15 protein-coding genes and 1 tRNA gene are annotated in these 14,373 nt (G+C 36.1%); 4 read left to right on the plus strand and 12 right to left on the minus strand.

Features of this window, described 5'->3' with window-relative positions; translation table 11 throughout:
• The 3 genes from F8M42_RS13130 to F8M42_RS13140 all read right to left on the minus strand — a co-directional run bounded on the left by F8M42_RS13130 (position 1) and on the right by F8M42_RS13140 (position 2,831).
• Positions 1-885 (minus strand): radical SAM protein, encoded by an 885-nt coding sequence (locus F8M42_RS13130; protein WP_229711363.1) that lies wholly within the window; start codon positions 883-885, stop codon positions 1-3.
• Between the two features lie 77 nt (positions 886-962).
• Complete coding sequence (locus F8M42_RS13135; RefSeq protein ID WP_182187259.1) at positions 963-2,147, minus strand: iron-containing alcohol dehydrogenase; 1,185 nt, start codon at positions 2,145-2,147, stop codon at positions 963-965.
• Positions 2,148-2,168: 21 nt separating this feature from the next.
• Positions 2,169-2,831: an HAD family hydrolase gene (locus F8M42_RS13140; RefSeq protein WP_182187260.1), complete on the minus strand. Its 663-nt coding sequence runs from the start codon at positions 2,829-2,831 to the stop codon at positions 2,169-2,171.
• A 199-nt stretch (positions 2,832-3,030) separates the two neighbouring features.
• On the opposite strand from F8M42_RS13140, the gene F8M42_RS13145 reads away from it, so the two are divergent.
• Both F8M42_RS13145 and F8M42_RS13150 read left to right on the plus strand, forming a co-directional pair.
• On the plus strand, positions 3,031-3,459 hold the full coding sequence (locus F8M42_RS13145) for an OmpH family outer membrane protein (protein WP_182187262.1): 429 nt from the start codon (positions 3,031-3,033) through the stop codon (positions 3,457-3,459).
• A gap of 173 nt (positions 3,460-3,632) precedes the next feature.
• Positions 3,633-3,708, plus strand: a tRNA-Thr gene (locus F8M42_RS13150).
• A gap of 192 nt (positions 3,709-3,900) precedes the next feature.
• On the opposite strand, the gene F8M42_RS13155 is transcribed toward F8M42_RS13150, so the two are convergent.
• The 6 genes from F8M42_RS13155 to F8M42_RS13180 form a co-directional block, all read right to left on the minus strand.
• Positions 3,901-4,512, minus strand: coding sequence for a TetR/AcrR family transcriptional regulator (locus F8M42_RS13155; RefSeq protein ID WP_229711364.1), 612 nt, complete (start codon positions 4,510-4,512; stop codon positions 3,901-3,903).
• Between the two features lie 872 nt (positions 4,513-5,384).
• The gene (locus tag F8M42_RS13160; protein WP_182187264.1) at positions 5,385-6,131 is read right to left on the minus strand and encodes an SDR family NAD(P)-dependent oxidoreductase; all 747 of its coding nucleotides are present in this window, start codon (positions 6,129-6,131) and stop codon (positions 5,385-5,387) included.
• A gap of 206 nt (positions 6,132-6,337) precedes the next feature.
• Entirely contained in the window at positions 6,338-7,162 is an 825-nt protein-coding gene (locus tag F8M42_RS13165) for a nitroreductase family protein (RefSeq protein ID WP_182187266.1), read from the minus strand.
• A gap of 661 nt (positions 7,163-7,823) precedes the next feature.
• Positions 7,824-8,267: a GNAT family N-acetyltransferase gene (locus F8M42_RS13170; RefSeq protein ID WP_182187268.1), complete on the minus strand. Its 444-nt coding sequence runs from the start codon at positions 8,265-8,267 to the stop codon at positions 7,824-7,826.
• Positions 8,268-8,581: 314 nt separating this feature from the next.
• Positions 8,582-8,779 carry a helix-turn-helix domain-containing protein gene (locus F8M42_RS13175; protein ID WP_182187270.1) on the minus strand — a complete coding sequence of 66 codons (198 nt, stop codon included), beginning with the start codon at positions 8,777-8,779 and terminating at the stop codon, positions 8,582-8,584.
• Positions 8,780-9,026: 247 nt separating this feature from the next.
• A complete protein-coding gene (locus tag F8M42_RS13180; RefSeq protein WP_182187272.1) occupies positions 9,027-9,677 on the minus strand; it encodes a CatA-like O-acetyltransferase, family 3 in 651 nt (216 codons plus the stop codon).
• Between the two features lie 307 nt (positions 9,678-9,984).
• Here F8M42_RS13180 and F8M42_RS13185 point away from each other — a divergent pair, with 307 nt between their 5' ends.
• A complete protein-coding gene (locus F8M42_RS13185) occupies positions 9,985-10,416 on the plus strand; it encodes a hypothetical protein (RefSeq protein WP_182187274.1) in 432 nt (143 codons plus the stop codon).
• A 62-nt stretch (positions 10,417-10,478) separates the two neighbouring features.
• On the opposite strand, the gene F8M42_RS13190 is transcribed toward F8M42_RS13185, so the two are convergent.
• From F8M42_RS13190 to F8M42_RS13200, 3 genes are all read right to left on the minus strand, one after another.
• The gene (locus tag F8M42_RS13190; protein WP_182187276.1) at positions 10,479-11,933 is read right to left on the minus strand and encodes an IS1182 family transposase; all 1,455 of its coding nucleotides are present in this window, start codon (positions 11,931-11,933) and stop codon (positions 10,479-10,481) included.
• Positions 11,934-11,983: 50 nt separating this feature from the next.
• Entirely contained in the window at positions 11,984-12,964 is a 981-nt protein-coding gene (locus F8M42_RS13195; RefSeq protein ID WP_182187278.1) for an alpha/beta hydrolase, read from the minus strand.
• A 375-nt stretch (positions 12,965-13,339) separates the two neighbouring features.
• Entirely contained in the window at positions 13,340-13,786 is a 447-nt protein-coding gene (locus tag F8M42_RS13200; RefSeq protein WP_182187279.1) for a nuclear transport factor 2 family protein, read from the minus strand.
• Positions 13,787-14,107: 321 nt separating this feature from the next.
• Here F8M42_RS13200 and F8M42_RS13205 point away from each other — a divergent pair, with 321 nt between their 5' ends.
• Positions 14,108-14,341, plus strand: coding sequence for a (2Fe-2S)-binding protein (locus tag F8M42_RS13205; protein ID WP_182187299.1), 234 nt, complete (start codon positions 14,108-14,110; stop codon positions 14,339-14,341).
• Positions 14,342-14,373 lie beyond the last annotated feature (32 nt).

Raw genomic sequence — 14,373 nt, forward strand, 5'->3', positions numbered from 1 at the left:
TCAATGACCGGTTGGTAAAACATTATCACCATTAAACTCAGGGATAAATCTTTTCGAAGAACTGGCCCGTTCTTGTACAAAACAATTTTTTATTCCCAAGTCCAAAGCCGCATCAATAACTTTTTGATATTCAAATGTAGTCAATTTTCTATTCAGCTGAGGAATTTCCGCAGCTTTGTATGCCGGAGTATATTGATTCATCAAACTTAAATAAATATTATCACCAAATGTCTTCCACAGCCATTCCACTATTTTTATGCTATCCTTATACTGCCATGGTAAAATCAAGTGTCTCACCAGTACTCCCTTTTTCAGCATATTACCTGCCATAACTGCCGGTCCCGCTGCTTCATACATTGCCCTTATTGCTGCCGTTGCCGTTGCCGCATAGTTTGGCGCCTGCGAATATTTTCGTGCTATCGTTTCATCCCAATACTTCATATCCGGCAAAAATACATCGACATATGGTGCCAGCATCTTTATCGTTTCAATTGTCTCATAAGCATTTGTATTACAAACGACAGTCAATTTCAATCCTGCTGCCCGGGCCGTCTTCAACGCTGCAGCTATCACGGCCGCGTACTGTGTTGGTGTCACAAGCTCAAGGCATTCCACGCCCCTTGCCTGCTGCTCTAAAAATATTTCGGCCAAACGTCCCGTATCAACGGTAATCCCATACCCCAGAGCACTTATTGCATAATTCTGGCAAAATATACACCGCATATTGCAATTAGAAAAAAACACTGTTCCAGCGCCATTCTTCCCCGATATACAAGGTTCCTCCCACTTATGAACACTGACCAGTGCCACTTTTGCCTTATTACCGGCCCGACAAAAACCTGTTTCACCATTTTCTCGCTTAACTTTACATTGCCGCGGACACAATGAACACTTATTATCTTCTACGATAATTTATCTCACGCCCTATAATACAAATTATCCTATAGCTTTATTCAATATTTTTAATGATTGGCCATTTTATACATATTAATGGCATCCTGTCTGGTTATTGGTTTAAAATTACCGACGGTTTTCTTGCCATAGTCAGTGCACATATCAGCCAAATATTCGAGTATTTCATTTGATTGTACACCGATACCCAATTCCGTGAAGTTGACCGGCAGCCCGATTGAATGAAAATATGCTTCCATTTTGTCAATGCCGCCAAGCGCTGCCTTTACCTCGTCACTTTCATTAATATCCCACAATACTTTCGCTAACCGGGCAAATCGCTTCACGTCAGTTTTATAACTATACCGCGCCCACACTGCCCACATTGTTGTCAATGATGCTCCATGTGCCACATCGAACTTTCCGCTGAGTTCATGTCCAAGCTTGTGAACACTAAAATCCTTGCGTCGTCCTAATCCCGTCAGATTGCAATGTGACAGACTGCCGCAATACATTATTTCACTTCTTGACAGATAATCATGATCTTTTGCCAACGCATCCTTGCTGAAATGGATTACATTCTTCAACAATCCTTCCGCAATAAAATCTGTCATACAGTTATCGCTGTTTTTATCAAAATAACGTTCCAAAGTATGCATAAGTATATCCCCTATGCCACAAGCTATCTGAAACCTCGGCGCACTATAGGTCAATTCCGGATTCATAAAAGCAACTTTAGGACGGTTCAGCACAGTACCCAAGCCGCGTTTTTGACCTGTAGCTTCATTGGTAAGAACAGCAGAATCGCTGGTTTCACTACCCGCAGCAGCCAAAGTAAGAATACACCCCATAGGTGTAGTCTTAACAGGTTTAACCTTATTTTGCCAGATGTCATCCCATATGTCATAAGAATTATTAGCCAGACCAATAGCGATCGCTTTAGCCGTATCAATGACACTGCCTCCGCCCACAGCCAGTACAAAATTCACTTTTTCACGCTGCGCCAGCTTAATTCCATCACGGACAAATGAAACCACTGGATTTGGTTTAACACCACCTATGACAGTATATTCCAGTCCCTGCTCTTTTAAATCAGTACAAACAGCATCAAGTAATCCCGTTTTTTTTACGCTGCCTCCGCCATAAACCAGCAAAACCTTATCGGTTCCATATGACTTTATTTTACTACCTGCTTTTTTTTCTGCATCTTTGCCGAAAATGATCTCTGTCGGACAACAATATTCAAAACTATTCATTATATTTATACCTCCCCAAACTCAATACCTCTGCACCAGCAGCCTGCCAATATCAATATCATTCAATGAGTCTACCTGCACATCAGCTGCCGAAACATTTTGACCGCAATCCCTATAATCAGGATTACAATATGCCACACAATAATTCCCGGCCCTTTTCGCCGCTGTCACACCCGCTTCAGCATCTTCTATCACAGCACATTCCTGTGGTTTAATACCCAGTTTTTTTGCCGTCAATAAATAAATCTCAGGATTTGGCTTACTGTGCAGCAGTTCTGCTCCGCTCATAACTACATCAAAACAATCGTATATGCCAAATCTCTTAAGAAACATTTCAATATTTCGCCGCACCGACGAAGAAGCCAATGCCAATGGCACCTGTCTATTATGAAAATCCTTAATTAAAGCGATAGCCCCTTTAACCGGATGTACAGCATCATTATCTGCAATATATTCTAAAAACAACTGATGTTTGCGTGCGACAATTTCATCTAAAGAAATACTGGAAGCTGCCTGGGTGATAAAATCACTAAAAAAAGCCCTTGATGACCGGCCAAAGTAAGGTAAACAATCCTGCCGAGTACAATTTATACCATATTCCCTCAGCGTTTGCATCTTAGTTTTAATATGGATGGCTTCGCTATCGACAATTACCCCGTCCATATCAAATATTACTGCTTTCATTCTTATCATCCTCAAAAAAATATACTGATATTATAACATTTTTTATTTTGCCTGTCATTTTGTCCTTGACCAGAAAAATGTTTAACATTTCTCCTATTATTTACCAGCAAAAAACACTTGCTAAATTCCTTCTTATAACGTACACTTGTAATAGTTTCATTATCATAAAGTAATAATTTGACAAATGGAGGTCAGTATCATGAACAAAATTTTCAGCATTGTTTTTGCGGCTGTCTTTGCAATAAGCATTTATGCCTTCTATTCACCGGCACAGGCATCTGCTGCAGGGTTAGGTTCCATAAATCTTGGTGAAGTACTTTCCAGCTATCCCGATATGCAAACAACCAATGCTGCCATTGATCTTGAACGCCAAAAGACTCAGGACGAATTCAACAAAAAATCTGCTTCCCTTGATGACAAGGGTAAAAAAGAACTTTTCGACCAATTAAACCAGAAGCTTTCTGATCGCCAGAATGAACTTATTAAACCGATTCGTGATAACATTCAAAAAGCAGTTGAAGCCGTAGCTAAGGAAAAAGGTCTTGATTATGTGATAGATGCTTCTGTCGCTATATATGGTGCAGAAGATATTACTAAAGATGTTATTGCCAAGGTAAATGCGCAATAATTAAATGAAATCATTACTTTTACCTCACTGATATATTCATTAATACATCACTTGACAACAAACGACAGTTCTTGAAACAGGTTTCTGCCAGAGCAGTTACTTTTCTCATGAATTGCCGTTTTAATATTTTCTTGACAAAAATTGTCCTTTCCAGTATCATAATATACGTTATTGCTGGCATAGCTCAGTTGGTAGAGCAGCTCATTCGTAATGAGCAGGTCGTAGGTTCAAATCCTATTGCCAGCTCCATATGTAAATCAAGGCTTCCGAGGTTTTCGGAAGCCTATTTATTTTGCTTAAAAATAGCATTTTGTCCTTGTCGTAAAGAATATGCCTATTTAAGCTATAAACTGCCCCCAAAAGTTAAGATACATAAATGTACGTCAATTTTTTTATGCAAAAATTTCATAGAATGTTATGTTCTCTATATACCCCATTAATTCAATTAGGATTTTTAAGTCCCTTTAATAAAAGATTTATAACAGATTTTATATCTTGCTTTCTATCAGGATCTTCGAACGTCTTGGGGTTGATAAAAACGTGTGTTGCAAGATATACGGATTTTGCTGTTTGATGGGAGGATTCTGCAAAAAATATACCTTCTGCAATTCCTTGCAATATAACTTTTTCAATTCGATTGATTCCAACTTCTATGGCCTTTTCTATTACTTCCATCGAATTACTGGCTAGTTTTAAGTAATTTGCAAACATTTCTGGGTCATTAATGGCACTGAGACGTTTAGCTTCTGCAAAATTTTCAAGTAAATGACAAAGTTTAATATCAGCAGGACTATCTTCTTTTAAAATGTCATTTGATGAAGCATGCAATTGAGTGAGCCATCGTTCGGTAACTGCATTCCATAGAGCTGCTTTTCCATTATAATATCTATAAATAGCAGCGTGGCTTACTTTTAAAGATTTTGCCACGTCAGAAATGTTCGCTTTATCCGGCCCATGGCGGCGAATGACTTTTTCAGTCTCATTAAGAATTGTTTCTTTATCTAATGAAATTTTATTCAAGTTAATCATCACTTTCTCGTTTTTATTTTTCATTGTATCATGTTTGTTTTTTTGTTTCAAATTACATTAATTGTAACTGAGCAAAAATAAATATCTATAAAATCAGACTTTATTTAAGAAGAACACCAAAATTTCTGACTATAGTAGTTCAATTGTCAAAACAGAAATCTGAAGATTTCATAATGAATCTTAAACCATGCACAGTCTGGCATCGCTGGATAGTACTGTGTAGCTGGTACCTGATAAGTAATTATTAAGTAATGCCGTTTAAAATTGTGGGTTTAGACATAATTTATTCATTATTCGATGCGCCTTTTTTAGGTTAGCATACTCAGTCAAATAAGCCTCTTCATACTCCAGACTTCGTAACCAATATCCAATTCCGTAACTTGTACAATTCATGCTTTGGTGAATAGTATTTCCCTTGAGAAGTTCAATATACTTATATCTAGTGAACTGACAGCCTTAATTTGAGTTTAAAATCAGCGGCTTTGGCTAATATTAAACGCTTTTTGAACACATTGATGACTATCCTTGTATCTAATGTATACAAGTTCTTTATTTTCCTTATGTAACTTTTTGATTTTATATGTGCAGTTAAAAAGCGCGTTTCCATGCCCTGGAAACGCGCTCTCACCATATTTATCGTATTCATTAATCCAGCAGCGCAGGCTGCTGGTACCGTTTCTTAGCTCTTCAGCAACTTTGCTTCCATCTTATCTTTCTGCCCAATTTATTATACACCCTCCATAATTCAGTATATCTCATACTACCTAACTTTGAGGATGCAGTTCATATTGACGATTTTTCCTGCTAGAGTTGGAGCGTAATTCATCATTTAGTTTGAATTATATTAGAATTTTCTTCTACAAATTTTTAAAGATATATCTAGATCTGATCAGTTATCAGTGTAGTTGCACTTCATAATCGGTAACGATTTTTCCATCAAATTGAATCATCTGACCATTGTGGTTTTCCGTGTCAAGAGCGAGTTTTGCAATGAGCTCACCCGCTTCTTCAGCCGATTTGATAAAACCATTAAGCGCACCAAGTGCACCAGCGGCATGTCCGTTGAGATCCGTTGCTACACCACCAGGCATCACACCAAAGATCTGTTTGCTGCTACCTGTATTTTTGAACTCAAGTGCGTAAGTCATCGCCATCACATTTTGCGCGGCTTTACTGGTTTGATAAGCGAGCGGATGCCAAAAATTATTGGGTTGAATCGGGATTGTGATGTTTACGATTTTTCCATTTTCAGCAAGTTTTGGCAGGAAACTTCTAATCATCTCATACGTCCCGAAAAAATTAACTTTCATTGTCTCACGGAGGTCGTCGGTCGTATAGTCAAACGTTGCTTTTTTCTGATCAAGATCGGGACGGTCAGCTTTGTGGCTGTCAGGAATTCCTGCATTATTGACAAGCAAATCGAGCTGATCAATTTCTTTTGCAGCATTGTGAATCGTATCAAAATTGTTCAAATCAATTTTGACAAAACTAGCTGTAATACCTTGTACTGATAACTTTTTAACTGCTTCTTGTCCACGGTTTTCGCTGCGTGCGCCAACCAAAATTTCAATGCCTGATTTTCCGAGAATTTTTGCAATAGCAAAGCCAATGCCTTTATTTGCGCCTGTGATAAGTGCTTTCATAAAATTATTTCTCCTTTATCAAGTTATATTTTGCTAATTTCATAACTGTCTATTTGTGTCATAACCATATTAAGTCATCTACGGCTTCAGACATTCCAATTTTCGATATATTTTCAATATTATCAAATTTTTCTATCATAGTTTTCATAATTCATTTGGCTATTATCACCTGTGTTTGTACTTTTCATACCAATAGTACAAAAATATTATCTCCAGATGACTTGCAATGGATTCCTATCAACCAATCGCTGATAAGTATATTTCGGATATCCCGCCATGAGACCGCCTGTAACCTGCATATTTTCCGGCAACTTTAAAATTTCTAGTAATGGTTTATATCCAGAAGCAGCGCATCCGTCAAAGAATCCGGTAATGCAAGTTCCAAGACCAATAGAAGGCGCATATAATTCTGCGTAAGCCAGCGAATAGTATGTGTTATCTTTACCGACTGTCAAATTTTTATCAACGATTGGTATGATCAGGCAGGGAGCATCCCGTAATATAACATCTCTACCTGTTTTACGATAGTTGGCTATGTGTGCTTTCAAATGCGCTGCATAAGGTGTTTCAGACCAAGGCGGCTGTTTTAGTGCTTCTTCTTCCCAATAATCAACTATAACCGCTGTAATACTACTCAATGTTTGAGAATCATCAATTACAAGGTAAGAGACTCCTTGAGAATTCGAACTTGTCGGAGCAAATCTTGCTATGTTTAAAAGTTGCTGAATCGATTCCCGCGCAACGACCTTTCTTTTAAACTCTCTAACGGACCGTCTACTCCGAAGAAATATAGCTGCCATATCTTCGTCCAAAACTGGTACTTTTTTTAGTGATATTTGATTAACTAAAGGAGCTTTTGCATTGTCGAGTGCTGCCGTGGGACAAATCGCAACGCAGTGACCACAGGCAATGCAAAATGGTTCTATGGCCTTTGGACCATTTTCATCCAAACCTATAGTGCCAGTTGGACAAACTTCAGCACAAATTCCACACTTAATACACTTTTCTTGATTTACCTTTATTAAATCCATATTTTCCCCCCTGGTTTAATGTAATAAAATCTAATTATAAATTACAAAAAATGATTTTTGTAATTTATAATTAGATTTTATCACTCGGCAATCATGATTACAAGTAATTAATTTTGTAACTTGAAAAATAAATTTGTAAGCATCTATCAAGGTTTTTATATTTCTAGTACCATGTTAAGTTATATTTGGTAGTTTCTACTCCCTCTGCCCCGTCAGCTATCCCCAGTTCTGCTCCTAGCCAGAGCATTCCCTGCTGGAAATAGAACATGCCATTCATTACACTGTCACCAATATACTGCCGGTTGCATTGCCTACCTGATAATCTGTGGTTTAAGATGCTGCACCTGCAGTTCCTCTCCGTCAGCAAAGCTTTCTATCGTCTTAATATTTTAAGCGATAATTGTGTGTTTCTTGTCTGATCACGAGATACTACTTTTGCAGCTCGAAGTCTCATGTAGTTGTTCTGTCACTTGATTCAAATGGTACCATTGACGGTACTATCTGGTTGAAATCATTATAATATCTCATTCGTATGCTTTATGACTGCGATGAACGATCCAAATATATAATTAAAGGAACTGTTAAAGCTGTGTTAGAACCGCAAGATAAGTAATCAAAAACAAAGCTGATATTTTTTTAATAATTCTAAAAACTTTAATTGTTAGTTTAACATCATATATAAAAGCGGATACGGCTTTCCCTGTTCATCGTGTTCTGTTCTTTTACAGACTTGAAAGCCCATATGTTCATAAAAACCTTTTGCAAGGGGATTTTGTTCATTAACAGCTAATTCGTTGATTGAGTAATTGTCAATCCCGTGTTGAATTAACTTTTTCCCTAAACCATTCCCTCTTTCTTCGGGTGTGATAAACAGCATTTCAAGTTTTTGTTCTTCCACCCCCATAAAAGCAATAGGACATTTGTTATCCTTCTCTGTAACGATCAAATGAGCGATACCATTTAGTGCTTGTGGGACATATTTTTTAATGTCTTCTATTTCGCTATCTGATAAAAAGAGATGTGTTGTTCGAACGGATTTTTCCCATACTTCTGTTAGTTGGTCTATAAGCAATATCGTTCTTTCTTTAATTTCTATTATTCTCATGTTTATTCTCCTTGCAATTATTTACGCATTGTAAAGTTAAATGACAGTTGAGGACTCGTCAGCCCTTCTGGTGCAATAGTTTTATCACAAACACTGTACCTACCGCAAGAAGAGGAACATCAATCTGAAAATTACCATAGCTGCTGTTCATTGCTTGGTTTTATAACCATTGCGGGTATTCTCGCTGTTGGAATGTTCTGAGTGAATCTCTTTTTCCACTTTGCCATGATAAAAAAGGTCTCCTATGATTATGATTAGATTGTATCATAGAAGACCTTATGACTTCGAGTGGAAGTTTGTTTACAGAGATTTTTTCATAGGCTCAAAAAATCAAGTGATACATCATATATTTTAGCCAGCAATATAAGATTGTCAGTATCCGGTGATGCTTCACCGCATTCCCATTTACTGATTGCCTGACGACTTACACCCATTTTTTCGGCCAATGCCTCTTGGGAGTATCCTTTTTCCTTACGTAATGCAACAAATCTATTAGCTAATTCAATATTCATACTTTAAGCTCCTCTTTATAAAATTCAAATCGCTTAAATTTTAACCAACTTTGCACGATTGCACTATATATACTGCTTTGCATTTCCGCAACTATTGGTTGCGGATGGATAAAAGGATTATTCTTTGCTGATGCTGCACAATCAAGAATACAATATATATTGAAAGTCTATAAGAAAAAACCTGCATTTATTTATAGCGGGTTTTCTCTTTTTGCTATGTTTGGGCAATGATTGACTTTACATAATTTTATTCCCGGGTAAATTCCACAATTTTTTCTTGCAGCAGTAAAAATACCTTCGCCAATAGGTAACCGTCAGCTGCTGCGTGGTTCAAGCGCACACTCACCGGCATTATCAAACGTCCATTTTCTTTGTGATAGCGTCCCCAGTTTACAATTGGCATAAAATAAAGATAACCATCCGGTAATTCAACATGCAGTGAATCATAGGACAACCATGAAATATATGAAGCATCGAACCAATTTGGATGATTTCCCATATCCAGTGCGTATTTTTGTGATTGTTTTGCCTTTACTATGTCTTTTTCGCACTCGCTATAAAAACGGTCATAATTATTATGATACTCCGTATAGACCGGTGTACAGCTTTCTACATCCTCATGAAAAACATATTGTGCTGGATTAATCTTGTCATATACAATAATCTGCTGTGTCTGCCAAAGGTATCCCATACGATAATCTTCCCTTGAATTTAAAGCTTTCGCCAACATATAAAGGAAATTAATATAAAACTTTGTTCCTGTACTACGCGAATAGTTTTCTAATTTTGTCACATCTAAACGACTGGTCATTGAAATAGAACACTTGCAGTCTTGCGAAAAATGCCTAAATACATCACGTCGATAATATTTATCCATATCAATAATTTTATAATTCATATATTTTGCCTTCTTTGCTCTAATTTCTGCTAAAATACAGCAAAACTGGCCTCAGCGACTTCTGTCACTTCATACAATCGCCGCTGTGCCTGCTTTGTATGAAGTTTCTGCAATACAAAGAATCATGTTGTCACCTCCATATTTATTTATATAAAAACCAATAATAATTTCCCAAAAATCAATTTATCATTTTAATTTTACATTATAACTACGAATATCTCAAAATTTACTTAATTTATATTTTAAATTGACGATAATATATATAGTATAAAATGTTAATGTTCTAATTTTAAAAGGAGGTTTCTTTATGTCTATTATCAATAATTTATCTAACGGTATATTGTCAAATCTACTTTCAAACAGCGCCACTTCGTCATCGTCAGAGGCTGCCGACAAAAATACCAAAACAGCTTCAAGCACAAACACCAATACAGATTCTTCCACCACCAACGCTTCTTCGGCAACGCAGGCTATGGATCAATACATATCTTCATTGCAGATGCAGAATAATTCTCTGGCAAATTACCTATCTGATGATGGTGCTTCTGATTCAGGCCTTTACAGTGTATTGACATACGGACAAAATGCCAAAATCCAAAACATAATTCAACAGCATTTCTCCAAAGCTACTCCTCTTAACACCCCGTCAACTGCAGATTCTACCAATAAATCAGATACATCAGATTCAAAAGCTGCCAGCAGCAAATCTTCAACAGATACGGGTACAACTGAAAGTTAATTTTATTTCTGAATGATATCAATATCATTCAGAAATCAGGCTAAAGACGAAAGCACCTGCATTTATCCACAGCAGGTGCTTTCATCATATTTATCCACAAAATTTAATCTTAAAATGAATTTTTTCATTAAAAATGTCAAAGAAGAGGAAACTGCTGGTGGTAGTTTCCTCTTCTTTTTCTTCCACATTGCCAGCTTCTTTAAATTCATGCATGCGAAAGTGAGCGTTACCTGTAGTTTAATTTTTTCTAGGCCGCTCATTCTTGTATAACGCATTGCATGTTTTTCTTTTGCATCAGCAAAAACGCGCTCTATTGTTTGGCTTCTTAATTTATAAATATCCCTGTATTTAGGAACATACCGGTATTCTTCTGCAAGCTCCATATATTTTGACCATACATGCGAGGTTATGACTTTTACACAATTTTTACTATTAGTACACTGACTTAAAAGTGAACAGTTTTTACATGTTTTAGCATCACTTTTGTATTCACGGTAGCCTTCTTTATTGGTGGTTGAGTACTTTAAAACTTGGTTTGCTGGACAAATCATACAGTCATAATATTCATCATATACATACTCGTACTTACGAAAAAATCCCTGCTTAGTCATTGGTCGTTTATAAGGAACTGATGGTATTTTTCCATTTTTTATAATCTCTCTCATAATAGCAGGGGTTTTATAGCCGGCATCTAGCGCAACTACTTCATTTGTGTCATTGTATTTATCTAGTTTTTTATATACGCCATGAAACATTTGACTGTCATGGATATTGCCGGCTCCAACAACAAAATCCAATATGAAATTATTTTTATCACAAGCTGTATTAGCTACATAGGCAAAGCAACGTTCATGTTCTCCTTTTACAAATAATCCACTTTCTGGATCTGTCTTACTTTTGCAGATGCTTTTCCCTGATGGTGGCTTAGGCCCTTTTTTTGTAGGTTTTTTACCATGCTTTTTTCGATCAGCATCTATTTCTTTTTCCAATTCTTGCTGGTAATTTTTTATTGTTTGATCAACTTTTACACGTTCTTTTTTATTACGGTTAGCATTGGCCTTTATGTGAGTTCCATCTATAAAAATTGCACTGGTATCTACGAAACCTGCTTTTTGTGCTTCATCTAAAATCCTATAAAACACTCGTTCAAATATATCTGTACCTTCAAATCTTCGTTTGTAATTTTTACCAAACGTTGTAAAATGGGGGACTGACTCCATTAATCCGTAGCCTATAAACCAGCGGTATGCAACATTAACATCTATTTCTCTTATTGTTTGACGCATGCTTCTTATTCCAAACAAATATTGAATAAATACTATTTTAAATAAGGATACAGGATCTACTCCTAAATTGCCTTTTTGTGAAGTTGAGTACATTCCTTCCACTTCATCATAAATAAAACTAAAATCTATTGCTTCATCTATAGCACGAAGTATGTGATCTTTGGGAACTAAATCGTCCAGTGCTACAAATTGTATTTGTTTTTGTGATTGTCTATTTTTCTTTTCATACATAAAAAATTCCTCCCCAATATAATTTTACCATATTGGGGAGGAATTTGGGGTTATTGTCTACACTCTGATTTCTGAATGATATCAATATCATTCAGAAATTTTTTTAATGCATTATAATATTCACCAGGATTACTGGCGATAGAAACAGCGTGTTGTGCATCCGGAAAAACATATAATTCTTTATATGCCGGACAGGCATCATATAGTTTTTGCATAGAAGCTGCCGGTACCAGCATATCAGCCCCGCCATGCAAAAACAACATCGGTTTTTTATCATTATGTATGGCCTTCAACGGAGACAGATCCGCCATCGTTTCACCAGTATGCCAATACATAGATACCTGACAATAAAAGCTCAATATTTTAACAACAAAAGCGTCGTTATCGTTCAACTGTAAAAATGACTGCAGTTTTTCTTGATATGTACTAGCCAAATCAGCATACGCACTGTCCTCTACATAAAAATCAGCTTTTGTCGTTGCATATGCCCCGCTGTGCAGCACGGCATACGCGGCTCCCAATGATATGCCGTGTATTCCTATAATACTATTGCTTTCCTGATTCTTGAGATATGCTATCCATTCATCAATATCAGCAGTCTCACTTTTGCCCCAAGTCATTTGCCCCTGACTTTCTCCGTGCCCACGTAAATCTACCAATAGAATATTAAATCCCAATTTTTGATAAAGCGGTACATAATTTATCGACATTGATCTATTTTGATACAATCCATGCAAAATAATAACAGCTTTATTAACCGATGAGCTATTTTTAATATATGTTCCAGTCATCTTGGAACCATCATCGGCATTTATAGTAATCCGTTTCCATTTTTTTTCATTCTCATATTCTTTTATTTGAGCGACATTTTGGGAATAGTCAGCCAATGCCGGTACTAAATTATCCAGCCGCTGCTTATTAAGCATAAGATATAACATATTACCAATGGCTATTCCTATTATATTTATTGCTATGAAAATCCCTAGTATAATACCGACAAAAAAAATTATATATTTATGAAAGATACGCATTAATGCCATCACCTGAATCATTTATATTCTAAAATTATCTAACTAAAATAAATTTCTGCCACATAACCGTTCAGGTTATCATCCTAGTGCCAGTAATAATCTGATGCAGATCAAATACATCTAAGCCATTCGTGAGCTGGCAGTCATAAACAGCAATTTTTTCAATATTTTATTTTATATTGAGATCGAAGGTGTATGAAATCATAATGCCACATCCGGACGATATCCTCCCATCCCCGTAAATTTCAAAAATTGAGGCATTTTATCATTACTATCCCATTTCCCCTTGAAAATCTCAATATAATCAATTTACAAAAAGTATTTGAAATATCTATTTGTCACATAAAAATTATACCACTTTTGTGATTGATCTCATCACTGTCTATATATAACTTTTATACATACATCGAAAAAATACCATTTATTACCTATTTGTCTGACCTTCCCCTCCAAAACATCCCGGACAATTAAAAATTCTTCTCCGTTTTTTTCTTTACCGACTTTATTATATCGATGAATTACAGACAAATTACATCTGACAGTTGCTTCTTTACTTGTTATAAAAACAACTAGTAAATCACTGCTCATATGGTGTGTAGATTCAAATTGTGATAATAAAGTCCTATGCAAATTCATTATTGTATCGATATCACCGCAAACACTATCAATCGAGGGTAATTTTACACCGGCCTGAGCTGCAAAAATTGTTTCAAATATTTTATTATTAAAACATTTTTCATCTAATGCCAATATATATCTGCTTACTAAGTCCTGGATCTCCCGCTTATTAACAAAATCTAAAATACCATTGGTTACAGTCATAATTACACATATCTCCCCTATATTATTTTTATTAATAAATACTCAAGGCTTACAAATAAAATAAGCCCCAGCCAAAATAATTGACTAGGACTTATTACTGAAATTCAGTGCCTTAAATTTTCTTAAGCAAAGTGTAACATATCCATGAATCATTATCAAGTGACCTATCCCAACAATAAAACTTGACTAATGATTCTCAGTTACTATAAAATAAACCAAAATACTTATAATTTTATTTTAGCCAAAGTCTGCATATTAATACATAATGTCAATATTTAAAAATTTATTCATACCGACAAGTTTCTCCAAAGGAGATTTTTTATGGACGATAACATATTGAAACAAAAAGTTCTCGATAAAATGACCAGAGTCTGTCTTTGCAAAGTAATTAATCGCGCTGCAATGAAAAAAGCTATTGCTGCCGGTGCCGATACCGTAGAAAAAGTAAAGAAAGCAACCGGTGCCGGCTCAGGTCCCTGCCACGGCCGCCGCTGCACCCCAAAGATTGAAGAGCTTTTGCTGCAGGCCAAACAGTTAAAGGAGCATACCAACTAAGAATTTATTTTCATCAATAGTGCCATTTTGCA

It is taken from the genome of Pectinatus frisingensis, assembly GCF_014076555.1.
GTDB lineage: Bacteria > Bacillota > Negativicutes > Selenomonadales > Selenomonadaceae > Pectinatus > Pectinatus frisingensis.